Raw genomic sequence first — 26,140 nt, forward strand, 5'->3', positions numbered from 1 at the left:
AGCGATTCCCGTGGGTGAAATCATCCATCGTTCAAAAACGCGGCCGGTCCGCGTCGGTCCGCTGACGATCGGCGGCAGCAACGAAGTCATCATCCAAAGCATGACGACAACGAAAACGCACGACGTCGATGCGACGGTGGCACAAATCCATCGGCTCGAGGAAGCCGGCTGCCAAGTCGTCCGCGTCGCCTGTCCCGATGAGCGGGCGGCCGCGGCGATCCCTGAAATCAAAAAGCGCATCAACATTCCGCTTGTCGCCGACATCCACTTTGACTATAAATTGGCGTTAAAGGCGATCGAAGGAGGCGTTGACAAAATTCGCATCAACCCGGGCAACATCGGGCGGCGCGAGAAGGTGGAAGCGGTCGTCAAAGCCGCCAAAGAGCGCGGCGTGCCGATCCGCATCGGTGTCAACGCCGGGTCGCTTGAGAAACGCATTTTAGAAAAATACGGATATCCGACCGCCGACGGCATGGTCGAGAGCGCCTTGTACCATATCCGCATTTTGGAGGAGCTCGATTTTCACGATATTATCGTTTCGTTAAAAGCGTCCGATGTCCGCCTCGCCATTGAAGCGTATGAAAAAGCGGCGCGCACGTTTGATTATCCACTTCACGTCGGCATTACCGAAGCCGGGACGCTCTTTTCCGGCACGATTAAAAGCGCGGTCGGGCTCGGGGCCATTTTAAGCAAAGGCATCGGCAACACGATCCGCGTTTCCTTAAGCGCCGATCCGGTTGAAGAGGTAAAAGTGGCGCGCGAAATTTTAAAAACGTTCGGGCTCGCCTCCAATGCCGCGACGCTCATTTCCTGCCCGACGTGCGGACGGATTGAGATCGACTTGATCAGCATCGCCAATGAAATCGAGGATTATATCGCCAAAATCAAAGCGCCGATCAAAGTCGCCGTGCTCGGCTGCGCCGTCAACGGGCCGGGCGAAGCGCGCGAAGCCGACATCGGCATCGCTGGCGCCCGCGGCGAAGGGCTGCTGTTCCGCCACGGCAAAATCGTCCGCAAAGTGCCGGAAGAGCAGATGGTCGAAGAGCTGAAAAAAGAAGTCGACAAACTGGCCGAGGAATATTTTGCAAAACAAAAGGAAAAAGCAGCTGCGCTGAAAGGCGGCGGTCTAGAAGGCCGGTGAAAGACGGCCGGTCCCCTTATGAGTGGCGACAAGGCTTTTCGAATTGAGAAATGACACGGTAAAGCCGTGTCCACGATCAAATCACCAGCCTCCTAGGAAGCTGGTGAAAAACAGCAACCGCCCCTAGCCCGCGGCGGATGACGTGAAACGAGAAGCCCGTGCCACAAAGGTTCTCCATTTGAGAAACAAGGCGGTGAAGCAACCCATCCCTTTCATCACCGCCCTCCTAGAGTAGCCGAAGCGCGACCGACAGACCAACGCGAAAAAGGGCGTCCCTTTGACGGGGACACCCTTGCTTTTTTTACGGGTAAAACGGCATAATAAACAGGCGGACGAGAATCGCGATGACGCCGATCCCGATCGCCCACGCTCCGAGCGTTTCCGCTCCGCGCCGGCGCGCGATAAATCCGACAATAATGCCGGCCGCTCCCAACAAAATGGGCCAAATAAACAAAGCGATGATGGACAACGCCAAGGCGAGCCATCCAAGCCCTGTGCCATCGGCGCGCTCTTCGTCCCGCTCATCGCGGCGGCGAATCGGCTCGGCCATTTCAGCAGCAGTTTCTTCCATGAATGGGCGTTCAGGTTCTTCTTTTCCAATCGATTGCACGTAGTTTCCATTATACGTGCGCTCGCGGTCATCTGCCATATGCTTCCCTCGCTTTCCTAAAGTAAGGAGCATTCTTAGTATGGGAAAGCGGCGCCATTTTATCATTGTGAATATTTTCTAAAAGGGGGATATAGCGATGAAACAACGGCTCGGTCTTGACATCGACGGCACTGTGACATGCCCAACCACCTTCATTCCTTATTTAAACGAGGCGTTTGGCAAGCCGCTGTCCTTCACCGATATTACTCAATATCATTTAGCCCCGCTGTATGGGGTGACGGACGAGGAAATGGACCGTTGGCTTGAAGAAAACGAGGCAGACATTTATGAGCGGGCTCCGCTCGCTCGCTACGCCCTCGAGGTGATCGACAGCTGGAAAGACCGGTATGAGCTGTACTACATCAGCGCGCGCGGCCGTCATTTGCACAAGCTTACCGAGCGCTGGTTCCAGCGGCATGGCGTTCATTACCATCATATTGAACTGCTCGGCTCGCACGATAAACTTGACGCCGTCCGCCGTTACCAGCTTGCTGCTTTTTTCGAAGACAACTACGACAACGCTTGCGCCATCGCCGAACAATGCGGCATCCCGGTCATTTTGTTTGACACCCCTTACAACCAAGGACCGCTTCCGGAAAACGTCATCCGCGTCCGCAACTGGCTCCAAGCGAAGCGCGAAATCGAGCGGCGCCTTTCTCCTTCCCCATAAAACAAGAGGGTGTCCCAAAAGGATCGGGATACCCTCTTTCGTTGCTATCTACGTGCTGACTGCTTCTGCCGCACGATCGGTTGTGCCGATCTTGAAGGCAGACAACCTTTTCGGTCAGCCCCGTTGTTGACACTGCGGGCACGTTCCGTAAATTTCGAATTTATGATCAGCGATCTCATAGCCATCGAGTTCGATAGCCAGCCGATCCATCGGGCAGGCGTCAATTTCCTTCGTCTTGCCGCAGCGAGTGCAAATGAAGTGGTGATGATGGCGATGAGCGTCGCAGGCAAAGCGGAAATGCTTTTCCCCGGACAGCTCCGTCATTTCCAAAATGCCAAGCCAAGCAAAGAGCGCCAAATTGCGGTAGACCGTATCCATGCTCAAGCCCGGATAAAGAGGGCGAAGCGCTTCAAGCACGTCTTTCGCCGTTACATATTTGTCGCTTTCGGCAAGCAGCTCGAGCATTTGTCGCCGTTTTTCCGTATATTTGAACCCTTTTTCTTTCATGAATTGCAACGCTTCGTTGACGTTCATCAACGCCGCCTCCTTTTCCAGCCCAAAACGAGAAGCAACAGAACGACCGCCGTCATGACAATCGTCCCGCCTGGCGCCCAGTCGAGCTCATACGCCGCCCAAAGCCCAGCGACGACCGCCAGCTCGCCAAACAGCACGGAAAAAGCGATGGCTTGGCGGAAACTTTTCGCCACGCGGATGCTCGCTGCGACCGGCAGCGTCATCAGCGAAGAAATGAGAAGAACGCCGACAATGCGCATGGACGCCGCGATGACAAGCGCCACCAACAAAATAAACAAAAAGTGGATGAGCTTGACGCGCACGCCGGAAACGCGAGCATACTCTTCATCAAACGAAAGAAGAAACAGCTCTTTATAAAACAACGCAATCACCAACGCCACGGCGAGCGCCACCGCCAGCACGGTCCACACGTCCGTTCGACTGACAGCGCTAACGCTGCCAAACAAATATGAAAACAAATCGGTGGTAAACCCGTTGGCGATGGAAATCAATATGACGCCAAGGCCGATGCCCGCCGATAAAATGATCGGAATGGCGAGCTCTTCATAATGACGGTAGACGGTTCGCAGTTTCTCAATAAACAACGAGCCGAGCACCGAAAAGCCCATCCCGATGTAAAGAGGATTCCAACCGGCCGCGGCCGTTGCCGTTTTCCCAAGCAACAGCCCTGCGGCGATGCCGGCGAGCGTCACATGGCTCAACGCATCCGCAATTAGCGATAACCGCCGCACGACAATAAACACGCCAAGCAGCGGCGCGGCAAACCCGAGCAAAACGCCGGCGAAAAACGCATTGCGCAAAAACTCATAGTGCCAAATGGCTTCCCACACCCGTCATTCCTCCATTGTCATCATTTCCTGCCAAGGGCCCGCGCCGAAACAAACGATTCCGTTTTTTGAAGCGTTGCTATTCAAAAGGGGCGAACGGCTCTGGACCGCTGTTCCGTGTTTCGCCGCTCTCGTTAATGCCCGTGGCAAAGAACGCGAAGCGAATGGCCGTAAAACCGGGAAATCGCCTCATCGCCGAGCTGCGCAAACTCTTCTGTATTTCCATGAAAATAAAGGCGCTTGTTCAAGCAGGCGATATGAGTCACGCGGTCAGTGATCGTTCCGATGTCATGCGTCACTAATATGAGCGTTAAGCCGCGGCGGTTCAAATCGCCAAGCAGCTCATAAAACTCTTGCACATGGCGCGCATCGACCCCGACGGTCGGCTCATCCAAAATGAGCAACTCCGGTTCGCTCGCCAGCGCCCGGGCAATAAAGACTCGCTGCTGCTGGCCGCCAGACAGCTCACCGATATTGCGCTTCGCCAAGCCCCCTAGGCCAACCGCTTCGAGCGCCGCTTCGGCCGCCCGGTAGTCCTCGCGCCGCAATGCCCGGAACAAGCCGCGCTTCGCCGCCAATCCGCCCGTCACGACCTCTTCCACCGTTGCCGGAAACCCGCGGTTAAAGCTGTTTGCTTTTTGCGATACAAACCCGATCCGCTGCCAAGCCCGAAACGACTCGACCGGCTCGCCGAACAAGAAAATGCGTCCGCTTGTCGGCTTTAACAAACCGAGCACACATTTCAACAGCGTTGATTTTCCCGAACCGTTCGGCCCTACGAGCCCCAAAAACGCCCCTTTGGGCACGGACAAATGGACGTGCTCTAGCACGTCTTCTTTTTCATACCGAAACGATACATCTTCTACTTGCACAACAGGCCGTTGTTCCATAACTGGTCTCCCTCAGCAATTCAGAATCATTACGATTTTCCCCTATGTGCCAGTATAGACGATCGCGCCGCGTTTGTAAACTCAATGAATCGCTGATTTGAAACGAGCGCCGCGCACTTCATGCGTCGCCATAATGGTGATGAAGGCATCCGGGTCGATTTCATTGACAATCGCCTTTAACTTGCTTACCTCGAGCCGCGTCACGACCGCATAAATAATCTCTTTTTGCTCGTCCGTGTAGCCGCCTTTGCCGATCAGCTTCGTCGTCCCGCGACCCAAGCGGTGCAAAATGGCGTCGGAAATTTCTTCATAATAGTCAGTGACAATAAAAGCCGCCCTTGTTTCATCAAGCCCTTCGATCACCGCATCAATCGTTTTCGAAGCGATGTAATACGTCATCACCGAATACATCGCCGATTCAATCCCGAGCACAAACGCCGCCCATCCGAAAATAAACACGTTGACAAACATGACGAATTCGCCGACAGAGAACGGAATCTTTTTCGTCAAGAGGATGCCCAAAATTTCCGTTCCATCGAGTGATCCTCCGTGGCGGATGACGAGCCCAACGCCAAGCCCGAGCGCCAAACCGCCGAACACGGTCGCCAAAATCGGCTCGGTCGTCAGCGGGGAAAAATGATGAAACAGCCGTTCCGTGGCGCCGAGAACAAAGACGCCCAAAATGGTCGATAACATGAACGTTTTGCCGATTTGCTTGTAGCCGAAATACATAAACGGGGCGTTCAAGAGGATGACAAGCGTGGCGAAATTCAACAGCCGCCATTCGTCCGGAATGACATAATCCAAAATCAGCGAGACACCGATAATGCCGCCATCAATCATTTTGTTCGGAACGAGCAGCCGCTCAATGGCAAACGCCGCCAAAGAGGCGCCGATAGCGATCATCAGCACCCGATACATCACGTGGACGAACGGTTCTTTTTTATGTTGTTTGACTCCCAAACTTCTCTCCCATCCTTTCCGTTCCGTGTAAATGACCCCGGCTGTGCGCATCGTCAAACGCTTACGTCGAGCTTCCCTTCCCGTTTGCTAGGAGGCTGGTGGTTGACTTGTCGATGCGGCTTTACCATGTCATTTCTCAATTCGAAACATCTTGTTGCATCGGTCCTGTTTTTCACTCGCTCTCCCATTGATGAAGCAAATCAGCGGTTTTTCCCTAGCCTTCAGGCACCGGCGCTGAAGAAGAGCCTTTTTTATTATACCATACACGTCTTTTCCATTCACGTCATATGATGGGAGCAGAAGCAAGGAGGCGGCTGCGATGAACGTGTATCAACAACTTGTCAGGCAAAAGCTGAAAACGATCACTCCCGAGGAGCTCGTTGCCTACAGCCATCGTTACGGTTTGGCGATTACGATCAAACAAGCGCAAACCATTCTCGATCTCGCCCGCACAAATGACATTAACGTCTTTGACCCGCAAGAACGGAAAAAGTGGGTGCGCGAGTTGGCCAAAATTACGTCACCCGAGATCGCTAGGAAAGCGAACGAACTATTTTTGCAATTTATGAAAAAAAAGTAAAAAAGGGCGAAACGCCCTTTTTTATTGCTCTTCAGCCATGATTTTTTCAAGAAGCTGGGCATCGAATGCCTGTGTGCGCAGCATGGCGATTTCATGCTTGTACGGTGGCTTTTTGTTGGTTTTGTCTTCGCCAACGTAAGGCGTCTCTAAAATTTTCGGAATCGACGAAAGCTGCGGATGATGGACGATGTAGTTGAGCGCGGCAAACCCGATGTAGCCAAAACCGATGTTTTCGTGGCGGTCTTTTTGGCTTCCGCGCGGGTTTTTGCTGTCATTGATGTGCAGCACTTTGAGCCGCTCCAGTCCGATGATCCGATCAAACTCAGCCAGAACGCCGTCGAAATCGTTGACGATGTCATAGCCGGCGTCATGCGTATGGCACGTGTCAAAGCAGACAGACAGTTTGTCGTTGTGCGTGACGCCGTCAATAATATAAGCGAGCTCCTCAAACGTGCGCCCGCATTCCGACCCTTTGCCGGCCATCGTTTCAAGGGCGATCTCCACCGTCTGCTCGCGCGTCAACACTTCGTTCAGCCCGCGGATGATTTGCCGAAGCCCGGCTTCCACGCCAGCGCCGACGTGGGCGCCCGGATGGAGGACGAGCTGTTTTGCGCCGATGGCTTCCGTCCGCTCGATCTCCGCGCGCAAAAACTCGACACCGAGCGCAAACGTATCGGCATTGACCGTATTGCCAATGTTGATAATATACGGAGCATGGACGACAATGTCCTCAATGCCGTGCGCTTTCATGTGCGCGCGCCCGGCTTCGATATTGAGCTCTTCAATCGCTTTGCGCCTTGTGTTTTGCGGCGCCCCGGTGTAAATCATAAACGTGTTCGCGCCATACGATGCCGCCTCCTCACTGGCGGCAAGCAACATTTTTTTCCCGCTCATGGACACGTGTGATCCGATTTTTACCATTTGTCATTCTCTCCCTTTTCTGTCCGCACCGGCTATGACTGTTTGAAGCGCCCCAACCGCTTCCTTTTCTTCTCCAGCTCGGCGCGCAGCTTTTTCTTATAGCCGGGCTTGACTCGCTTCGCTTTTTTCATCTTGTCAACAAGCAGCGCCAGCTCATCGCGCTTTTCGTCCGCCCGCTTGCTCCGCCGATTCCATGGGGGCAGCTCCTTCCACTCCCCGCGCACGAGATCGCGATGGACAAAGGCGATACCCATTTTTTCCAACCGGGCGATGGCGTCTTGATCGGACGGCTCATAAATCGTCATCGCTACCCCGCTATAACCGGCGCGCGCCGTCCGCCCAGCTCGATGGATATAAAACGACAAGTCCTCCGGCAGCTCATAATTGATGACGTGGCTGACGCCTTCGATATCAATGCCGCGCGCCGCTAGGTCGGTGGCGACGACGTACTGAAACGCTAAGTCACGGATTTGGCTCATCATCTTTTTCCGTTCGCGCGGCGTCAAATCCCCATGGAGGACGCCTACTTTCAGCCCTTGTTCCGCGAGACGGTCGGCGATGTCATCCGCCATCTTTCGCGTATTGGCAAACACGATGGCCAAATACGGATTGGAGCTGACCAATACGTCATAAAGAAGCTTTACCTTGTCCCGTCCGCGCAGCGGAATGAGCACGTGTTCGATCTGCTCGTTGGCAACCTGCTTCGGAGCGACATGGACAAAGGTTGGATTTTCCATATATTTTTTCAAAAACGGTCGCAGCTTTTCCGGGATCGTTGCCGAAAAGACGAGCATTTGCAGCTCTTTCGGCATCCGCGCGGCAATTTGATCGACGTCGACGAGAAACCCGAGATCGAGCATCAAATCCGCCTCGTCGACCACAAGGATGCGAGCGGTGTGCACATCAAGCGCCTGTTCGCGAATGAAATCGTTGATGCGGCCCGGCGTACCGATGACGATATGCGGGGGCACATGAAGCTTTTCGAGCGCTTTTTGTTTATCCGTCCCCCCGATGAGGCAGCGGGCGACAATCATGCGATCTTTTGGACAAAACTTTGTTATTTTCAGCGTTTCGTGGTAAATTTGCGTCGCCAGCTCGCGGGTCGGTGCGGTGATCACCGCTTGCACTTCGGCGCGCTTCGGGTCGATCTTCTCTATGATCGGCAATAAATAGGCGTGCGTTTTCCCCGTGCCGGTTTGCGACTGTCCGACCATGCTTTCGCCGCGCAACACCTTGGGAATCACGCGCTCTTGAATTTCCGTCGGTTTATAAAAGCGAAGCGCGTTGATCGCTTCGATCAGAAACGGCTGAAACGGGAAACGGGAAAATAGCGTCTCGGCCATTTCACATCACTCCCTTCTTTGGTACGCCCTTTGTTCGCTTCACCATTATAGCGAATGTCTGCCGCCGGCCGCAACTCAAGGGGTAGTCAACGAAAAACCTTTCCTTTCCCGCACGCATAGGTTAGAACGAGGACATTTGTTCATCCGCTCGATTGAAAGGAGGAGACCGACATGACGGCCATGAGATACGGACGCCCCCCGATGATGCCGTCCCCGTTTTCCGGCGGGCCGCCGTTCCCTTTCACCCGGATGCCAGCGGCGCCGCTTCGTCCGAACGGCCCTGGCAACCTATTGACCCGCCTCTTTTCGCGCGCACAGACGCCGACCGTTTCTTCGTCTTTGTGGGGGCTGCCAACGCTGCCAGGCGCCGCCCCTACAGCGGCAGCGACCAACACGGGCGGCGGATTGATCGGCATGTTGAACAACGTGCAAAAAATGCTCGGCATCGCCCAAAACGTGATGCCGATGGTTCAGCAATACGGTCCGCTCATCCGCAATCTTCCGGCCATGATCCGCATTTTTCGGGAGCTAAAGCCGGCCGATGAAGAAGAAAGCGAGGCCAAGACGGAGAGCGCGACAAAAGACAGCGCGCCAAAACCGGCGGCAGCGAAACAAAAAAAGCGCCCCGTCCCCAAGGCGGCGGACGATGAGCCGCAAAAACGGCCGCCATCGACCGCGCCGCGGCCCTCGACGCCAAAATTGTATATCTAAACTGATCCATTTTCAGCCGAACCATCGCAAACGGGGAAACCGCTCGGCGCCAACATTGGATAGCGAACCTAGAAGGGTGGCAAATCAAAGGAGCAAGCCGCTTCCCACCTTGATGACAAAATCGGATATCTAACCCCGATCCGCCCCAGCATTGGCACCATGGGGCGGTTATTCTTTGTCTTCCTTCCCGCACTCCGATATAATGAAGATGAACAACCGCCGCATGACCGGCGGCAGGGAGGGAATGCAATGGAAGTGATTAAAATTACCCCGCGCGGGTATTGTTACGGAGTCGTCGACGCCATGGTCATCGCCCGCAACGCGGCGTTGGATGCGTCATTGCCGCGTCCGATTTATATTCTTGGCATGATCGTTCACAATAAACACGTCACAGACGCGTTTGCCGAAGAAGGGATCATCACGCTGGACGGGGAAAATCGATTGGAAATTTTAGAAAAAATCGACCGCGGCACGGTCATTTTCACAGCCCATGGCGTGTCGCCGGAAGTAAAAAAACGAGCGCTGGAAAAAGGGCTCGTCACGATTGACGCCACCTGCCCGGATGTGACCAAAACCCATCAGCTTATCGAACAAAAGCTCGCCGACGGCTACGATATCATCTATATCGGCAAAAAAGGGCATCCGGAGCCGGAGGGGGCGGTCGGCATCAACCCGAAACGCATCCATCTCGTTGAAACGGTCGAAGATGTCGAACGGCTGTCGCTTGCCAACGAACGCCTGATGGTGACGAACCAAACGACGATGAGCCAATGGGACGTCGCCGACATCATGGCGAAAGTGAAAGAGAAATATCCTCATGTGGAAATGCATAAAGAAATTTGTCTTGCGACCCAACTCCGGCAAGAAGCGGTCGCCGAACAGGCTAAAGAAGCCGATGTGACGATCGTTGTCGGCGATCCGCGCAGCAACAACTCGAACCGCCTTGCCCAAGTGTCGGAAGAAATCGCCGGCACGAAAGCGTATCGCGTTGCCGATGTGACCGAGATCGACATCGACTGGATTAAAACGGCGAAAAAAGTCGCCGTCACCGCCGGCGCTTCCACTCCGACGCCGATTACGAAAGAAGTGATCGACTTTTTGGAGCAGTTTGACCCGAACGACCCATCGACATGGAAATGGGAACGGAAAGTGCCGCTGCAAAAAATCTTGCCGAAAGTGAAAACAAAAAAAGAACAGTAACCGCTGTTTGAAAAGGCTGCCTTGGACAAGCGAGAAAACCGCGCGTCCAAGACAGCCTTTTTATCGGCCGTTCATACGAACTGAAACGGATCGGTGTGAACACGAGAAGCGAACACTTCCACGTCCCATTGACGTTTGGCGAGCTCGGCGGTCAAGTATCGAGCTACACCTTCTTTCATAATGTTTTCGATATGATGTCCGGGATCAATGAGGCGAAGGCCGAGCGCTTGGGCGTCATGGGCGGTGTGGTAATACACGTCCCCTGTCACGTATACGTCCGCCCCGGCCGATGCGGCCGCGGCAACAAACTTATTCCCATCCCCGCCGAGCACCGCCACCGTTTGCACGACATCGTCAAGCCGGCCGACAACGCGCACCGCCGGAACCGAAAACACCGTCTTTACCCGCTCAGCCAATGCGCGCAGCGTCATCGGCTGCGGCAGGCGGCCGATGCGACCAAGCCCAAAGCGACGACCTTCATTGTCAAGCGGGTAAAGATCGTACGCGACTTCCTCGTACGGGTGAACGGCCAGCATCGCCTGTACCACTTCCCGTTCCAACGCGGTCGGCACAATCGTTTCGATGCGCACTTCTTCGACTTCCTCAAGCCGCCCTTGCGCACCAATAAACGGCTGAGCCCCTTCCTCCGGCAAAAACGTCCCGATGCCGCGGCTGTTGAATGTGCAATGGCTGTAACGGCCGATATGGCCGGCGCCGGCATCGCCCACCGCCTTGCGCACCGCTTCAGCGTGCGTCACCGGCACGTACACGACCAGTTTTTTGAGCGGCTCGGTATAGGTCGGCACCAACACGGTCGGATGGTGGAGACCGAGCGCCTCGGCGAGCCAATCGTTCACGCCGCCAGCGGCCACGTCCAAATTCGTATGGGCAGCGTACACGGCAATGCCATAGTTGAGACAGGCGGCGATCATCCGCCCATGCCCGTCATCGGTCAGCAGCCGCTTGAGCGGGCGATAAAGCGGCGGATGATGGGCAATGATTAAATCGACCTGCTCGTTCGCCGCTTCAGCCACGACTTCTTCGAGCACATCCAAGGCAACCATCACTTTTTTGACCGGCTTGTTGAGCGTGCCGATTTGCAAGCCGATCGGATCGTCCTTCATCGCCAGCTGTTTCGGGGCCAGCTGCTCGATGAGCTGAACGATTTCGTAGCCGTACGGAACACGACTCATGGCAGCACCTCCTCGACCAAACGAATTTTTCGCTCCAGTTCGCGCCGCTTCCTTGCCGCTGCTTCGCTTTGCCCGTTGGCCGCCAAATCAGCGGCGATTTGCTTCCAATGGCGAAGCTCCTGTTGCCATTTTTCCCGAAACACGTCATTGTTTTCCCGAAGCAAAAATGGCCCAAGCAGCAGTTCGGCTTCCAAATGGCGGTATGGCCGCTCGGCCTCGCCGCGTTCGGCGACCAACACTTCATAAATGTGCCCGTCCTCTTTCAAAATGCGCTCGGCGATCAACTCCCAATCATGTTCGAGCAGCCAGCGGCGAACTCGTTCAGCGCCGACGTTCGGCTGCAAAATGAGCCGCTTCACGCCGGAAAGCTTTTCTTTTCCGTCGGACAAAATGCGAGCGATCAACGCTCCGCCCATGCCGGCGATCGTAATGCAATCGACTTCGTGGGGAGCGATGACCGAAAGACCGTCGCCCTTACGCACCGAAATCCGGTCAGAAAGGCCGCACGTTTCCACCTGCTGCCGGGCTGAGCGCAGCGGCCCATCCGCCACCTCGCCGGCAACGGCCTTGGTGGCATAGCCGTGCAAACAAGCGTAGCAAGGCAAATAGGCATGATCCGAACCAATATCGGCAAGCACCGCCCCCTTTGGAATGAAGGAAGCGACCGTTTCCAGCCGTTTGGATAGACGATATTCATTCATGGCTTTCGATGCAACCGGCTCTCCACCATTTTTCCACGATGGCGGGCTGCGTTTCCCTCCCTTCCATGCCTTTTGCTTTTATTGTACAAAACAAAGATCCCTTTGCCAAAAGCAAAGGGATGCAATCGCCATTATTTCAGGCCGGCCAGCCATTTGGCCATCGCATCGAGGTTTTCGGCCGGTACAAGACCGCCCGGCATCTGGCCGCGCCCATTTTGCAGGACATCTTTGATTTGGTCTGCCGATAACCGTTCGCCAACTCCTTTTAATGCCGGACCCATGCCGCCTTCATAATTTTGTCCGTGACAGCTGGCGCATGTTTGTTGGTAAAACTGCTCCGGATTAAATTCAGCAGCCTGTTCTGTCTTTTCGCCGCCTTTTTTCTCTTGAGCCATCTCCTTTTCATCGCCTAGTCCTTTAAACGACAAGACGAACGTCAGCACAATCCCGAACGCCATGATGATGAAAAACGGGATGAGCGGATTGCGGTTCATCTTTTTACCTCCCTTATGTATGATGAAAAGCGCTACAAACAATTTTATTTTACTGTAAATGCGGGACAACGAAAAGCCCTAAGTTTTACAAATGGAAACGGCCCACATTCAGCGCCACCAAGCGATCACGGCGACAAGCAGCGCGCCAAGCGCGGCGGCAACCAACAGATAAGGGATGCGAAACAACCGCCCGATCACCAGCCAAAGCGCGCAGTTTCCAAGCACAACAGCCGCCAGCATTCCCCCTTGCCTGGGAAAATACCGTTCGCTCCCGGCAACGGACGCAACGAGCAGCAGCCAAGCGCCGGCGATGAGCGGAACATGGAACAGCAGACGCTCACGCCGCCATCGCCAACCGAGAAAAAGACAGATCGCCAAAAAAAGGGCAAAAAGGAGCGTTTGCAAAACGAATGACAATTCAGTAAAATAAATGACAAGAGCAGCGGCTGGAAGGAGAAGACAAAGGGCGACGGCGAGCGAGCCGCGCCATGGGCGACCGCGCGGGCGAACGCCGCCTTCGGTGTAGAGCGCCAGCAAGTAATCGCAATACTGTTCCGGCAAAAGCCGCGAGCGTTTCCAATATTCAATTTCTCGGATAATGATTTCCTGTCGTTGCCGATTCATCGGTCGCTCACCTTTCTTAAACATGAGAGAAAAAAATAGTTTACTTCATGAAGAAGTAAACTATCGAAAAAACCGGTCACTCCAAAAAGTCTTTCAACCGTTTGCTGCGGCTTGGATGACGCAGCTTGCGCAACGCTTTCGCTTCGATTTGCCGGATGCGCTCGCGCGTCACACCGAACACTTTGCCGACTTCTTCGAGCGTTCGCGTCCGGCCGTCGTCAAGACCAAAGCGGAGACGGAGCACGTTTTCCTCGCGGTCGGTCAACGTGTCGAGCACATCTTCCAGCTGCTCTTTTAACAGCTCGTAAGCGGCGTGTTCCGAGGGCGATGTGGCGTCTTGGTCTTCGATGAAGTCGCCAAGATGCGAGTCGTCCTCTTCACCGATCGGCGTTTCCAGCGACACCGGCTCTTGGGCGATTTTTAAAATTTCCCGCACTTTCTCCGGCGTCAAATCCATTTCTTCGGCGATTTCTTCCGGCGTTGGTTCGCGGCCGAGATCTTGCAGCAGCTGCCGTTGGACGCGAATCAATTTATTGATCGTTTCCACCATATGAACGGGGATGCGGATCGTTCGCGCCTGATCGGCGATCGCCCTCGTGATGGCTTGCCGGATCCACCAAGTCGCGTACGTGCTGAATTTATAGCCTTTTCGGTAGTCAAACTTTTCGACCGCCTTGATTAAGCCCATGTTTCCTTCTTGGATCAGATCGAGAAAGAGCATACCGCGGCCGACATACCGTTTGGCGATGCTGACGACAAGGCGGAGGTTGGCTTCTGTCAACCGGCGCTTCGCTTCCTCATCGCCTTGCTCGATCCGCTTGGCCAGCTCGATTTCCTCTTCGGCTGACAAAAGGGGAACGCGGCCGATTTCTTTTAAATACATGCGCACCGGGTCATTGATTTTGACGCCAGGGGGAACGGACAAATCGTTTAAATCAAACTCCTCCTCTTTCTCCAGCTCGTCAAGATCCGGGTCCGCCTCGAGCCCAGATTCGCTGATGACTTCAATGCCTTGGTCAGCAAGGTATTCATAATATTCGTCCATCTGGTCGGAGTCCAAATCGAATCCGGACAGCCGCTCAGCAATCTCCTCGTAGGTGAGAATGCCCCGCTTTTTCCCCAGCTCAGCGAGCTGCTCTTTGACTTGCTCGAGCGATTCGCCGGCAGCTTCAGCCTGTTTGGATTGGGCTGGTTTTTCAGCCATTTCATTACCTCCTTTAAAAACTCATACCACATGTTATGAAGAAGATAACATTTTTTTTATTTCAATCATTTCTTTGGCGATGCGGGCGGCTGTCAAAAAATCTTTTCTTCGCTCCGCTTCCGTTTGTTCTTGCTCTTTTTCCTTTAGCATTAACCATTTCGGGCGATTCAACACATGCCGAATGCAATCGGCAAGCTCGCGCTCCGAAACCTCATCGGCCACCGGCAAAAGCGACAGTTCGCTTGCGAGCGGCCGCAATTCGCCCGGCAGCCGGGACAAAATGGCGCTTGGGTCGGCCTCGTGCCCTTCCTCGTAAAAGGCGTAAATGTAAGCGGCCAGCGCTTGGTGCTCCTCGAGATTAAACCGTCCGCCGACCTGCTCTTGCACGATGAGCGCCACGTCGCGGCTTCGCATCATATGGGCAAGCAGCAGACGCTCGGCGTTTTGAAAGGCAGGCAGCAGCTTTTTCGCCAGCGCCGGCCGCGCCTCCGTCCGGCCAGCGTCGGCTTCCGGCGGCTTAGGCTGCTCGCGCTTATGGTGGGAGAGCTGCTCGTAAAGCGCAGACAGCGACAACGAAAACTCCTCCGCGAGCTGGCGCACGTAATAATCTTTTTCGACCGGGCTTGACAGCTTGCTGATTTCCCGGAGCGCCTCCTCGATATAACGGAGCCGATCGCCTTCTTCCTGCAAGTTTTTGCCGTGCCGCAGCCGCTCCAGTTTAAACGCCATCAGCGGCCTTGCGGCGGCGATTTCGCCAACGAAGCGGTCCGCGCCGTAAACGCGTATATATTCATCCGGATCAAGCCCATCCGGAAGCGAGGCCACCTTGATTTGGCAGCCGAGCGCGCTCAGCTGTTCGGCGGCCCGCCAAGCCGCGTCCATTCCGGCGCGGTCGCCGTCATAGCAAATCGTGACCGTCTCCGCATGACGGCGCAACAGGCGAGCCTGCTCCTCGGTGAGCGACGTTCCCATCGCCGCCACCACGTAATCAACGCCCGCCTGCACGGCGGAAATGACATCGGCAAACCCTTCCACAAGCAGCGCTTCTTGGCGCTTTCGAATCGGCACACGCGCCTCGTGAAAGAAATAGAAAAGCGTCCCTTTGCGGAAAATCGGCGTTTCCGGGCTATTGATGTACTTTGGCTGCCCTTCTCCAAGCGAGCGGCCGGAAAACCCGACCGTTGCGCCCCGATGGTCATGAATCGGAAACATCATCCGATTCCGGAAACGGTCGACATACCGCCCGTCTTCTCGTTTCAGCAACAGGCCCGCCTTTTCCATCAATGCCAGCGAAAAAGCGCGGCTTTCGAGCAGCTTGGCGGCTGCGTCAGGCACATCGGGCGCATAGCCGATCTCAAACCGCTCGATCGTCTCCATCGTCCACCCGCGCGCTTGTAAAGCGTCGAGCGCGGCTTGTCCTTCTTTTGTATGGACAAGCAAATGATGGTAAAAACGCTTCAACAGCGCGTGTGCTTCCATCATCGCCTTCGCTTCGCTAGCCGGGCCGTCCGCCCCTTCGCCAACGTTCTCATCATAGGAGGACAAATCAACACCAGCCTTGACGGCAAGCCGTTTCGCCGCTTCCACAAACGAAAGGCCCTCGATGTCCATTAAAAACGTAAAGACGTTTCCGCCTGCCCCGCAACCGAAGCAGTGGAAAATTTGTTTTTCCGGGGAAACGGAAAACGACGGCGTCTTCTCCCCGTGAAACGGGCATAAGCCAAAATAGTTGCGGCCTTGCTTTTTTAACTGCACGTACTCGCCGATGACATCCACGATATCAACGCCTCGGCGAATGGCCTCAATCGTCTCTTCGGGAATGCGATGTCCCATACGAACAACCTCGCATCGTATTTATTCTCGGCGGCAGGCCGATTTCCCTTTTTGTTTCGACAAATTTTTTCAACGTCTCTAGGTTCGCCCCTTGCCCGCCAAGTGAATGAGCCCGGCCGACCGCCCTAGACTGCCAAGGGCGCGCCGACGGCAGCGGCGCAGCCCAACGATGTACTCGATATATTATATTTCAGCAAGAAACAGAAAATTTCACTTTTTTCTTTTCATTTTTGGGACACCGGACAGCCGGAGGCGAACAAGGGTCGGCTTCCCCCCTACTATTCTACACCTTCGTCAAAAAATCCTGCTTTTTTTGGCGAACCATCGACAACTTTGTCGAAAATCTTTTGTTGGTTTCCCTTGACAAACAGCTATCAATAGTTTACTCGTCTCATCCTCGCTCTAAACCTCGACGAGCCATTTTTTCTCGCAATTTTTTATTATAATACAAGCGTTGAAAAGATGCCATAAAAAAACGCACGATCACCGGCAGGAAATCGTGCGGATGGCGAGCTGTTAACGCTTGAACGTTTTTAGAATGATGCTTGCCGTTTCCTCTACTGCTTTGTTCGTCACATCAATGACATCGCAACCGATTTTTTTCACGACCTCATCAAAGTAGGCGAGCTCTTCTTTAATCCGGTCCATGTTCGCATAAATGGCTTGGTCGTTCAAACCGAGCGATTTCAGCCGCTCGCGGCGAATGGACAGCAGTTTGTCCGGGCTGATTTTCAAGCCGAAACATTTGTCCGCCCCGACTTGAAACAGCTGCTCCGGCGGCTCGACCTCCGGAACGATCGGCACGTTCGCCACTTTCAGCCGCTTGTGGGCCAAATATTGCGACAGCGGCGTTTTCGATGTGCGCGACACGCCGATCAGCACAATGTCGGCGCGCAAAATGCCGCGCGGATCGCGGCCGTCATCGTATTTGACCGCAAATTCGATCGCCTCGATTTTTTTGAAGTAATCTTCATCAAGCACGCGCACTTGGCCCGGCTCGTACCTAGGCGTCAACCCGAACAAATCGCTCATCTTTTCAATGAGCGGACCGATGATATCGTAGGCGACGACCCCTTCGCGCGCCGCTTCGGCGAGCAAAAATTCGCGCATCTCCGGAACGACGAGCGTGAACGCAATAATGGCACGGTTCATTTTCGCCAAGGCGACAACTTCCGCGAGCGTCGTTTTATCCTCGACATACGGCACGCGCTTCACTTGGATGGAAGAGGCGTAAAACTGGCTCGCCGCCGCTTTGACGACAAGCTCGGCCGTTTCCCCGCCGGAATCGGATACGACGTAAACGAGGCGCTGGTTCATAGTCTCCCTCCTTTTCCGTCACACATCATCTTTGGCTAATGAGACAAATGCTTTCGTCATGTTCGTTTTCGTAATGCGGCCGATCACTTCATATCCCTTTTCCGTCTTGCGCACGACCGGCATGGCATCGATTTGCTTTTCAATCAGCTGTTCGGCTACATCGATGAGCGGGTCATCTTTGTAACAGACGGCGATATTCGGCATCCTCGTCATAATAATATTGACAGGGATGGCCGTCAGTTCTTGCTTGCCGAGGCTTGCCCGCAACAAATCTTTTCGCGACAACACCCCGGCAAGAAGCGACTCGTCATCGACGACGAACAATGTGCCGACATCTTCGAGAAACATCGTGACGATCGCGTCGTAGACGCTGACGTTTTCATTGACGACGACCGGAATCGACTGATAGTCTTCGACCTTCATCTTTTTGATTTTATCGGCAAACAGCTGTGTGCCTGTTTTTCCTGTGTAAAAATAGCCGACGCGCGGACGGGCTTCCAAGTAGCCGGCCATCGTTAAAATGGCCAAATCCGGCCGCAGCGTCGCCCGGGTTAAATTCAGCTTTTCGGCAATGCTCTCGCCGGTGATCGGCCCGTAATCTTTGACAATTTGCAAAATTTGCTCTTGGCGTTTATTCAGTTCGATCGTCGCTCACCACCTTGCCCAAAGGTCCCACACGCTATCATTCTCATTTATATTATACTACACGAACCGTTTACAAGGAAAATGGCTCCCCCTGCCCGCCGCTCGGGCCAAGCTTGTCCCGCAGCTCGTCGATCTGCGCCAAAAAACGCTTCGTTTTGAGCGTGAGGCCCGTATACTCCTCGTAATAGGCAGACAAGACCGCTTTCAGCTCCGCTCTTGTGCTCGCTTTAACGGAAACGGCGCCCAGTCGGCTGAGGTCAAAGCGGGAAAAGAGGCGCAGCAGCCGGACTGAAGCGGGAGACAGCGGCAACCGGTGCGGATCCGCCGCTTCACAGCGATGGCAAAGAAAGCCCGCCTCCTTGATCGAAAAGGAAAAGCGCCCGACGGTCGCCCCGCAGCGGGCGCAGCGGTCGAGCAGCGGCGGGACGCCAAGCACGGAGAGCATCTTCATCTCATAAATGAAGGTTAAAATCTCGGCATCGCGCCCTTCGCTCATATAGCGCAACGTCTGCAGCAGCAAGGCAAACAAGTGCGGGTTGCTCTTTTGCTCTTCCGTCCCTTTATCGGTGAGCTCGACAAGGTACGCGGCATATGCCGCGGCAAACAAATCCTCGCGCAACATCCGCATCGAATCGATCAGCTCCCCTTGCTGGAGAACGCCGACCCCGCGGCTGCGGCGCACGACGTAGCGCCCGTAACAGAGCGGCTGCGTAACAGCAGAAAGGCGGCTGCTTGGCTTTTTTGCGCCCCTTGCCATGGCAGCCACCTTTCCCCATTCTCGCGTAAACAAGGTCACAATTTTGTTCGTTTCCCCGTAGTCGACCGTCCGCATGACGATCGCTTCGCACGTTTCGTACATCTCATCACCACCGCTTCCATCCATGACGATGCTATGAGATCGGCTGATCGATTTCTTCTTGTTCGGCATATTGTTCTTCGCCGTACAGCTTTTGCTCCCGCTCTAGTTCTTTAAATAAAAGGTACGTATCGATATTGCCTGTTTGGCTAAACAGCTTCCACGTAAACTCAAGCATGGAATGACACCTCTTTCCGCCTGCAGGCATGGCGTATTGGCCTTGTGTTTATAGGGTGGCTCGGGCCAAAACGGTTTATGTCGCGTAAATTTTTCTAGCGTCAATACTCCTCTTCGCGAAATCCAAAGTCACGCAGCTGCGCCAGCCGGTTGCGCCAGTCTTTCTGCACTTTCACCCACAGCTCCAAAAACACTCTCGACCCAAGCAGCGCTTCAATGTCTGCGCGCGCCCGCTGCCCGATTTCTTTCAGCATGCGGCCTTGTTTGCCGATGATAATGCCCTTTTGCGAATCGCGCTCCACAATGATGACGGCGCCAATGTAGACCACGCCCGTCTCCTCGCGCCGCTCGATCCGTTCGATGACGACGGCGATCGAATGCGGAACCTCCTCGCGCGTCAAGTGAAGCGCTTTCTCGCGAATGAGCTCAGCGATGATAAACTGCTCGGGGTGGTCGGTAATTTGATCGGGCGGATAATATTGCGGACCTTCCGGCAGCCGCTGTTTAATCTGTTCAATCAAGCGTTCGACATTGTTTCCTTCGAGCGCGGAAATCGGCACAATTTCTGCAAACGGGTACAACCCGCGGTACTGCTCAATGAGCGGCAGCAATTCATCCGGATGGACGCGGTCGATTTTGTTGATGACTAAAAACACCGGGGTGTCGACTTCCTTTAGGCGCTCGATAATGAACGCCTCCCCGCGGCCAAACCCTTCCTCGGCGTTGACCATGAACAGGATGACATCGACCTCGCGCAGCGCGTTGAGCGCCACTTTCATCATAAAATCGCCGAGTTTATGCTTCGGCTTGTGCACCCCGGGAGTGTCGATAAAGATGATTTGCGCGTCATCATCCGTGTAAATGCCTTGGATTTTGTTGCGCGTCGTCTGCGGCTTATCGCTCATAATGGCGATTTTTTGCCCGATGACGCGGTTTAAAAACGTCGATTTGCCTACGTTTGGTCTTCCGATGATCGCGACGAATCCTGATTTGTATCCTTCTTTATTCATGCATATCCTCCGCTGCAAAAGCTTCCGGCAGCAATTCGCTGACCGTTACAATTTTTACATCGCCTTTTAGGTTCGCTAAAATGACGTTCATCCCACCCGGGCAAAGTTCGGCGATCACTTGGCGACAGGCGCCGCACGGCGGCACTGGGCGGGGCGCGTCGGCAATGACCGCCAACGCCACAAATTCCCGTTCCCCTTCCGAATACGCTTTGAACAGCGCCGTTCGCTCGGCGCAGTTGCACAAGCTGTAAGCGGCATTTTCAATATTGCAGCCGCGGTAGACGGCGCCGCTTTTGGTCAAGAGCGCGGCGCCGACTTTGAATTTGGAGTAAGGGACATAAGCGAGTTCGCGCGCTTGTTTCGCTTCAGCAATTAGCGATTCGATGTTCACGGGTGACTCTTCCTTTCCTGCGGGCAATCCACGCTGCTTTCTTTTATTTTACAAAAAACACGTTTGAATTTCATCATTTGAAATCAAAATGTAACAGAAAAATTAGAATTTTCTCTTTCCTTCGCTCAACGAAGATGCGGCCAAAACAAGAGCACCGCGATGACGACGGCGAACCCGGCCGCGACTAGCACCGCGGCCGCCGCGATGTCTTTCGCTGCTTTGGCGAGCGGATGGAACTTGTCCGTCGCCAAATCAACAACGCGTTCAATGGCCGTATTGACCAGCTCCAACGTGATGACCGCGCCCGCCGCCAACACGAGCACGACCCATTCCCAGCGCGACAATCCGACGGCCCAACCGGCAATACAGGCGGCAACGGCGGCCGCTAAGTGGAAGCGCAGATGGGCCTCCTCTTTGACCGCCGCCTTCATTCCCGCCCACGCCCACGCGAAACGATCCCGTTCCCGCCGCAAGCGCATGGCTATCTCGTCAATCCAAGCCGCGTCAATATCTCTTCTTGCTTGGCAAACATGACGCGCTCCTCTTCTTCTGTTTCATGATCATAGCCAAGCAGATGCAAAAAGCCGTGGACAGCCAAAAATCCGAGCTCACGCATGAGCGAATGGCCGTATTCGGCCGCCTGCTCCTTTGCCCTCGGCACTGAAATAACGATGTCGCCAAGCGCCAGCGGCAAATCGGCGCCGGTGATGCCAATCTCCCCTTCCCCTTCCTCTTCCAAGGCGAACGAGAGCACGTCGGTTGGCGCATCTTTTCCCCGGTAATCGCGGTTCATGACGCGAATGCGCTCGTTGTCGACGAATGAAACGCACACTTCGGCCCCGTCCGGCACGTTTTCCACGGCGGCGGCCTCCGCGAGCAGCCGCTCGATCGTCTCAAGCTGCTCGCGGGTCATTTCATTCGTTTCGTCAATAAAATCAATGTGAATCGTCATGCATGTTTCACCTTTTCCTTCTGTACTTCCGGATATTCAATGCGCGAGTGGAACACACCGTTTAGCGTCTCGCAAAGCGAACGGGCGACAAGCTCCAACTCTTTGAGGGTGATGTCGCATTCGTTCAGCTGATTGTCTTGCAGACGGTCAGCAATGATCGAGCGCACCACCTTCTCGATTTTTTCTGGCGATGGGTTGGCGAGCGAACGGACCGCGGCTTCGACGCTGTCGGCGATGTTGATGACCGCCGCCTCTTTCGTCTGCGGCTTCGGTCCGGGATAACGAAACTCTGCTTCCGAAACCCATTCGCTCTGCTCGCACGCCTTATGGTAAAAGTATTTCAGCAGCGTTGTGCCGTGATGCTGTTCAGCGATGTCGATGATTTCCTTTGGCAGTCGGTGCCTGCGGAGCAAGGCGACGCCGTCGGCGACGTGGGCGATAATAATATTTTTGCTCAGCTGCGGCGACAAATGATCATGTGGATTGCCGCCCATTTGATTTTCGATGAAATACCGAGGCCGCTTCGTCTTGCCGATGTCATGGTAGTAGCAGGCGACGCGCGCCAGCAGGCCGTTGGCGCCGATCGCCTCGCACGCCGCTTCGGCCAGATTGGCGACCATGATGCTATGGTGATACGTCCCCGGCGCTTCGGTAAGCAATTTGCGCAAAAGCGGATGGTTCGGGTTCGACAGCTCGATGAGCCGCAGCGGCGACAAAATGCCGAACGCCGCCTCCAGCACCGGCAGAAGGCCGATCGTCAAAATGACGGAAAACACGCTTGAGGCCGCGGCCATCAGCGCCATCAAACCGATTTCCGTCAGCGAATAACGGCCGTTTTTCAAAAGCAGGAGCGATAAAAGCGAAACCGTTTGAACGAAAGCGACCAGCACCCCGGTCCGCCAAATGTTCGCCTTCGCCAGCTCCTTCGGCAGGCCAAACGTTCCGGCCAAACCGCCGGCGAGCAAATACACGGCCAACGATACGGACACCGTTCCGGCAGCTCCCATTTCTTCGTTGAACAGCAAACTCCCGCACACCGCCCCGATGATGGCCGTCATGACCGAAAGCCGCTCGCCAAGCAAAAGGCGCACCAACATCGGGCCGAACGCCGCCGGCACCAAATAGCCGACCGAGACAGCGCTTCCGGAAGGCAACAGGCGAATCAAGACCATCACCGCCATCATCCCCGTCAAAACGGCGGTATAAAGCGACAGCTTCTCATTCGTCGGCTCGTGGCGAAAATAGTACATGAGCGGGGCGAGCAAGAGGAGCACAAACATTCCCAGCCCGACGGCCGTAAAGGATGGACGGTCGCTTTCAAGCAGGCCGACGAGCTCAAGCCGCCGATAAATATCGCTTGTAATGAATTGCCCTTCTTCCACGATCACTTGTCCTTGCAAAATTTTCACCGGCTTCACTTCATCCATCGCCTGGCGCCGTTTCTCCTCGGTCGCCGTCCGATCGTAGACGACGTTCGGGATCACCGCTCGCCGGCAAAGCTTGGCAACCGGTTCGCGAAGCGCCGGCGGCAGAGCGGCGTATTCAATCTCGTTGGCCGCCTGTTCGCGGGCGGCCTCCAAATCGTTTTGCGAAATGCGTTCGCTCATGGCCGCATGAACGGCGGTGAGCGCCGCCTCCTTCGCCGTCTTCAGCTCTGAAGGCGCGGCGCTGAGCAGGCGCTGCCATTCCTCTGCCGACAAATAGGCGAACCATTCCGGCGGCAACCGTTCCTCGAGTTTGGCCGCCATCCCGCCCGCCGCGCGGTCCGATTCGGCCTCCTTTTGCACGCTCTCAATCGCCGCAAACAGCGAGGAAAGAAGGTCGACCCGGTTTTCAGCGTATTCTTTTTTTAACGTGTAAACATCCGCTACTTTCGCCGCCGCCTCTTCCTTCAGCTGGGCGGTCGCCTCTTTATCTTCCACCGTCACCGGGGAGCGAATCGTTTCCTTGGCGACGTCAAACAGGCGCAGTTCATATTGGCGCGGCTTGACTTGCCAGTACAAAACAGCAAACAACAGAACGGCCAAAAACAAAAACAGACAGAAGCGGACGAAACGGACCGTTTTTGTCCGCTCAAGAAAAAAACGAAGCCTTCCCACCGGTTTTCCCCTCGCTTTTCAAAAAGGCGCGGCCGCCCGTTGCGCGGTTTTTTTATAAGCCGGCCTCGCCATAAGCGTCAATGATTTTGGCAACGAGCGGATGGCGGACGACATCCGACTGTTCCAAAAATACGAAGGCGATGCCGCTGATCGAAGCCAGAAGGCGCTTGGCGACGGAGAGACCTGATTCGACTCCCCGCGGCAAGTCGACTTGGGAAATATCGCCTGTAATCACCATTTTCGATCCGAACCCAAGCCGGGTCAGAAACATTTTCATTTGCGCCGGCGTGGTGTTTTGCGCCTCATCTAGAATGACGAAGGCATCGTCCAACGTTCTCCCGCGCATGTAGGCGAGCGGGGCGATTTCGATCGTCCCTCGCTCAATGAGCCGCTGCGTCTGCTCGGCGCCGAGCACATCATGCAACGCGTCATAGAGCGGCCGCAAATACGGATCGACTTTCTCTTTCAAATCGCCGGGCAAAAAGCCAAGGCTTTCTCCCGCCTCGACCGCCGGGCGGGTGAGGATGATGCGCTTGACGCTTCCGGCTTTCAGCGCTTTGACGGCCATAACGACCGCCAAATACGTTTTCCCGGTGCCAGCCGGACCGATGCCAAACGTCAAATCGTGCTGTTCGATCGCAGCCACATAATAGCGCTGCCCCAATGTTTTGACGCGGATCGGCTTTCCTTTGGCGTTTTTCACGATCTCTTGGTCATACAGCTGAACGAGGCCGTCAAGCGCCCCCTTTTTCGCCAGCTGGATCGCATACATCACATCGCGCTCCCCGACCGCCACCCCTTTGCGAATGACGATGAGCAAATGGCGCAAAAGCTCATCGACAAGCTGGACTTGCTGGGGCGGGCCGGAAACGTTGACCGTTTCCCCGCGCGTCACAATGGAGACGCCAAGCTCTTCTTCCATCCGTTTCAAGTGGGCATCATGGACGCCAAAGAGCGCAGCCGCTTCCTGTTGATTTCGCACGTGTTGGCTGATCGTAACGAACTGCTCTGACATTCTCAATCTCCTTGAACAATGGGTTGTGGTACAGCAATGTTTTCAATGACTTCATAATGCAATTCTACCCTTACTTTACCATTCTCTTTCTCCTGATGCAAAACTTTTTCGCCGCGGATGGCCGCCTCCTCGGGCAGTTTGGCCCGCAGTTCGCGGCGGGCGATGCGCCTTGCTTCCGCGAACGCTTCTTCCCACGTGTAGCTCCGCTTCACCGCTTCCGCCTCGCGGATGATGACACGTTCATAATAAAAAGGCAAGTCCCATTTCCAAAAGCGAAACGGCCGCTTTTCTCTTTCAACAACCATATGGGAAAACGGCGGCTTCTCCCAACCCCAGACCGGGATGGACAGTCGGCCGATCCCGATATAATGGCGCGCCATCGCTTTTCCCGTCAACACGTGAAACGTCGTCTCCAGCGGCAGGACAACGGTAGACTTGTACCATGTTTCGCCAAACACCTTCCCGTTAGCCGGCACAAATTTCGTTCGCCCTTCGGCGCCGATGATGCCCGAGACGAGCAGCTGCCCTTTTTGCACGTAATCGTTGACGGAAACGAGCGGTTGTCCTTCTTCAACGAATAAGTCCGCCACCACCGCCTCTTTTTTGGCGACCAAATGGCGCGGCGGAAGCGGTTGTTTCGGTTCGGGAATTTCCTTTTCCACCACTTGAAAATGAAGCGATGTCCCTTTCCATTCCACCCCGACCCACGTAATGTCGCGAATTCGTTCCGTCAACTTTTTTTGTAGCGTTTCCGGGTCGTCGAGCAAAAATTGGAATGCGCCGCGCTCCACTCCCATCCGCTTCAGCTCGCGGACGATTTGATGCTCGGTCTCCGGCGTCGCCCCCTCGATGTCGATGTTCCACACGACGTTCGACAGCAAAAACACCCCCGCTAGAAAAACGAGCAGGCCAAGCCAAAACCCGCTGTTTCGCCAAACCCGGCGCCAAAAAAACGGCAAGCCGGTTCGGCCGACAAACGAGAGCTTGCATCCGCTTTTCCGGGCGATATGGCGCAGCTGTTTTACATCGCTGAGCCTAATGAAGAACGTCACGGTATCCGCGCTATGCTTTTTCACGTTCCAAACAGCCATCCCTTGGCGGACGCAGGCGTTGATCAATCGTTCGATCCCTTTTCCTCTCACTTTGACCCGCACGCTGCCGGCAAGCGTGTCGACCCATTCGTTCTTCATCCCCGTTCCT

At 55.0% G+C, this 26,140-nt stretch carries 29 protein-coding genes; 5 read left to right on the forward strand and 24 right to left on the reverse strand.

All coding sequences use genetic code 11. The annotated features are described in order from the left end of the window. The first annotated feature begins 10 nt into the window (after positions 1–10). Positions 11–1,141 carry a flavodoxin-dependent (E)-4-hydroxy-3-methylbut-2-enyl-diphosphate synthase gene (gene ispG, locus GC56T2_RS12015; RefSeq protein WP_033018962.1) on the forward strand — a complete coding sequence of 377 codons (1,131 nt, stop codon included), beginning with the start codon at positions 11–13 and terminating at the stop codon, positions 1,139–1,141. A 301-nt stretch (positions 1,142–1,442) separates the two neighbouring features. Here ispG and GC56T2_RS12020 read toward each other — a convergent pair whose 3' ends face one another. Continuing rightward, entirely contained in the window at positions 1,443–1,790 is a 348-nt protein-coding gene (locus GC56T2_RS12020; protein ID WP_144975461.1) for a DUF4190 domain-containing protein, read from the reverse strand. A 97-nt stretch (positions 1,791–1,887) separates the two neighbouring features. Here GC56T2_RS12020 and GC56T2_RS12025 point away from each other — a divergent pair, with 97 nt between their 5' ends. Continuing rightward, positions 1,888–2,460: a hypothetical protein gene (locus tag GC56T2_RS12025; protein WP_144975463.1), complete on the forward strand. Its 573-nt coding sequence runs from the start codon at positions 1,888–1,890 to the stop codon at positions 2,458–2,460. 114 nt (positions 2,461–2,574) lie between these two features. On the opposite strand, the gene GC56T2_RS12030 is transcribed toward GC56T2_RS12025, so the two are convergent. The 4 genes from GC56T2_RS12030 to GC56T2_RS12045 form a co-directional block, all read right to left on the reverse strand. Beyond that, on the reverse strand, positions 2,575–2,994 hold the full coding sequence (locus GC56T2_RS12030; RefSeq protein WP_144975465.1) for a Fur family transcriptional regulator: 420 nt from the start codon (positions 2,992–2,994) through the stop codon (positions 2,575–2,577). Continuing rightward, positions 2,994–3,824 carry a metal ABC transporter permease gene (locus GC56T2_RS12035; RefSeq protein WP_144975467.1) on the reverse strand — a complete coding sequence of 277 codons (831 nt, stop codon included), beginning with the start codon at positions 3,822–3,824 and terminating at the stop codon, positions 2,994–2,996. Before GC56T2_RS12035 ends, GC56T2_RS12030 begins: the two co-directional genes overlap by 1 nt. A gap of 131 nt (positions 3,825–3,955) precedes the next feature. Beyond that, the gene (locus GC56T2_RS12040) at positions 3,956–4,711 is read right to left on the reverse strand and encodes a metal ABC transporter ATP-binding protein (protein WP_144975469.1); all 756 of its coding nucleotides are present in this window, start codon (positions 4,709–4,711) and stop codon (positions 3,956–3,958) included. An 81-nt stretch (positions 4,712–4,792) separates the two neighbouring features. After that, the gene (locus GC56T2_RS12045) at positions 4,793–5,674 is read right to left on the reverse strand and encodes a YitT family protein (RefSeq protein ID WP_144975471.1); all 882 of its coding nucleotides are present in this window, start codon (positions 5,672–5,674) and stop codon (positions 4,793–4,795) included. Between the two features lie 319 nt (positions 5,675–5,993). Here GC56T2_RS12045 and GC56T2_RS12050 point away from each other — a divergent pair, with 319 nt between their 5' ends. Further along, entirely contained in the window at positions 5,994–6,254 is a 261-nt protein-coding gene (locus GC56T2_RS12050) for a DUF2624 domain-containing protein (RefSeq protein ID WP_144975473.1), read from the forward strand. 21 nt (positions 6,255–6,275) lie between these two features. On the opposite strand, the gene GC56T2_RS12055 is transcribed toward GC56T2_RS12050, so the two are convergent. Beyond that, the gene (locus GC56T2_RS12055; protein WP_144975475.1) at positions 6,276–7,175 is read right to left on the reverse strand and encodes a deoxyribonuclease IV; all 900 of its coding nucleotides are present in this window, start codon (positions 7,173–7,175) and stop codon (positions 6,276–6,278) included. A gap of 32 nt (positions 7,176–7,207) precedes the next feature. Continuing rightward, positions 7,208–8,518 carry a DEAD/DEAH box helicase gene (locus GC56T2_RS12060; RefSeq protein ID WP_144975477.1) on the reverse strand — a complete coding sequence of 437 codons (1,311 nt, stop codon included), beginning with the start codon at positions 8,516–8,518 and terminating at the stop codon, positions 7,208–7,210. Positions 8,519–8,689: 171 nt separating this feature from the next. Between GC56T2_RS12060 and GC56T2_RS12065 the strand changes: the two genes are divergently transcribed. Continuing rightward, positions 8,690–9,229: a YqfQ family protein gene (locus GC56T2_RS12065; protein WP_255516080.1), complete on the forward strand. Its 540-nt coding sequence runs from the start codon at positions 8,690–8,692 to the stop codon at positions 9,227–9,229. A gap of 249 nt (positions 9,230–9,478) precedes the next feature. Then, positions 9,479–10,429 carry a 4-hydroxy-3-methylbut-2-enyl diphosphate reductase gene (locus tag GC56T2_RS12070; protein WP_144975479.1) on the forward strand — a complete coding sequence of 317 codons (951 nt, stop codon included), beginning with the start codon at positions 9,479–9,481 and terminating at the stop codon, positions 10,427–10,429. Positions 10,430–10,500: 71 nt separating this feature from the next. Here the strand turns inward: GC56T2_RS12070 and GC56T2_RS12075 are convergent, their stop codons facing one another. From GC56T2_RS12075 to yqfD, 17 genes are all read right to left on the reverse strand, one after another. After that, positions 10,501–11,622, reverse strand: coding sequence for a Nif3-like dinuclear metal center hexameric protein (locus GC56T2_RS12075; RefSeq protein ID WP_144975481.1), 1,122 nt, complete (start codon positions 11,620–11,622; stop codon positions 10,501–10,503). Beyond that, on the reverse strand, positions 11,619–12,323 hold the full coding sequence (locus GC56T2_RS12080) for a tRNA (adenine(22)-N(1))-methyltransferase (RefSeq protein WP_144975482.1): 705 nt from the start codon (positions 12,321–12,323) through the stop codon (positions 11,619–11,621). The genes GC56T2_RS12075 and GC56T2_RS12080 overlap by 4 nt, the downstream gene beginning before the upstream one ends. A 131-nt stretch (positions 12,324–12,454) precedes the next feature. Next, positions 12,455–12,817: a cytochrome c550 gene (gene cccA, locus GC56T2_RS12085; RefSeq protein ID WP_144975484.1), complete on the reverse strand. Its 363-nt coding sequence runs from the start codon at positions 12,815–12,817 to the stop codon at positions 12,455–12,457. A 108-nt stretch (positions 12,818–12,925) separates the two neighbouring features. Beyond that, positions 12,926–13,441, reverse strand: a complete 516-nt coding sequence (locus GC56T2_RS12090) for a hypothetical protein (protein WP_144975486.1) — start codon at positions 13,439–13,441, stop codon at positions 12,926–12,928. 76 nt (positions 13,442–13,517) lie between these two features. After that, entirely contained in the window at positions 13,518–14,645 is a 1,128-nt protein-coding gene (gene rpoD, locus GC56T2_RS12095) for an RNA polymerase sigma factor RpoD (protein ID WP_033018947.1), read from the reverse strand. Positions 14,646–14,678: 33 nt separating this feature from the next. Beyond that, a complete protein-coding gene (gene dnaG, locus GC56T2_RS12100; protein ID WP_144975488.1) occupies positions 14,679–16,478 on the reverse strand; it encodes a DNA primase in 1,800 nt (599 codons plus the stop codon). A 516-nt stretch (positions 16,479–16,994) separates the two neighbouring features. Then, entirely contained in the window at positions 16,995–17,795 is an 801-nt protein-coding gene (locus GC56T2_RS12105; protein ID WP_144975490.1) for a pyruvate, water dikinase regulatory protein, read from the reverse strand. 18 nt (positions 17,796–17,813) lie between these two features. Beyond that, the gene (gene ccpN, locus GC56T2_RS12110; RefSeq protein ID WP_255516148.1) at positions 17,814–18,440 is read right to left on the reverse strand and encodes a transcriptional regulator CcpN; all 627 of its coding nucleotides are present in this window, start codon (positions 18,438–18,440) and stop codon (positions 17,814–17,816) included. Positions 18,441–18,510: 70 nt separating this feature from the next. After that, positions 18,511–19,299, reverse strand: coding sequence for a DNA repair protein RecO (recO, locus tag GC56T2_RS12115; RefSeq protein ID WP_033844186.1), 789 nt, complete (start codon positions 19,297–19,299; stop codon positions 18,511–18,513). A 31-nt stretch (positions 19,300–19,330) separates the two neighbouring features. Further along, positions 19,331–19,474 carry a YqzL family protein gene (locus GC56T2_RS12120; protein WP_144975492.1) on the reverse strand — a complete coding sequence of 48 codons (144 nt, stop codon included), beginning with the start codon at positions 19,472–19,474 and terminating at the stop codon, positions 19,331–19,333. A 100-nt stretch (positions 19,475–19,574) separates the two neighbouring features. Next, the gene (gene era / locus GC56T2_RS12125) at positions 19,575–20,483 is read right to left on the reverse strand and encodes a GTPase Era (RefSeq protein ID WP_033018938.1); all 909 of its coding nucleotides are present in this window, start codon (positions 20,481–20,483) and stop codon (positions 19,575–19,577) included. Beyond that, complete coding sequence (locus GC56T2_RS12130) at positions 20,476–20,874, reverse strand: cytidine deaminase (protein WP_144975494.1); 399 nt, start codon at positions 20,872–20,874, stop codon at positions 20,476–20,478. Before GC56T2_RS12130 ends, era begins: the two co-directional genes overlap by 8 nt. 125 nt (positions 20,875–20,999) lie before the next feature. Next, positions 21,000–21,353 (reverse strand): diacylglycerol kinase family protein, encoded by a 354-nt coding sequence (locus tag GC56T2_RS12135; protein WP_144975496.1) that lies wholly within the window; start codon positions 21,351–21,353, stop codon positions 21,000–21,002. A gap of 2 nt (positions 21,354–21,355) precedes the next feature. After that, complete coding sequence (gene ybeY / locus GC56T2_RS12140) at positions 21,356–21,826, reverse strand: rRNA maturation RNase YbeY (protein ID WP_033018932.1); 471 nt, start codon at positions 21,824–21,826, stop codon at positions 21,356–21,358. Then, positions 21,823–23,925, reverse strand: a complete 2,103-nt coding sequence (locus GC56T2_RS12145) for an HD family phosphohydrolase (protein ID WP_144975499.1) — start codon at positions 23,923–23,925, stop codon at positions 21,823–21,825. Before GC56T2_RS12145 ends, ybeY begins: the two co-directional genes overlap by 4 nt. Before the next feature lie 52 nt (positions 23,926–23,977). Further along, complete coding sequence (locus GC56T2_RS12150; protein WP_144975501.1) at positions 23,978–24,940, reverse strand: PhoH family protein; 963 nt, start codon at positions 24,938–24,940, stop codon at positions 23,978–23,980. 2 nt (positions 24,941–24,942) lie between these two features. After that, the gene (yqfD, locus tag GC56T2_RS12155) at positions 24,943–26,130 is read right to left on the reverse strand and encodes a sporulation protein YqfD (protein ID WP_144975503.1); all 1,188 of its coding nucleotides are present in this window, start codon (positions 26,128–26,130) and stop codon (positions 24,943–24,945) included. Positions 26,131–26,140: the final 10 nt, after the last annotated feature.

The organism is Geobacillus sp. C56-T2 (genome assembly GCF_007829715.1).
Lineage (GTDB): Bacteria > Bacillota > Bacilli > Bacillales > Anoxybacillaceae > Geobacillus > Geobacillus icigianus.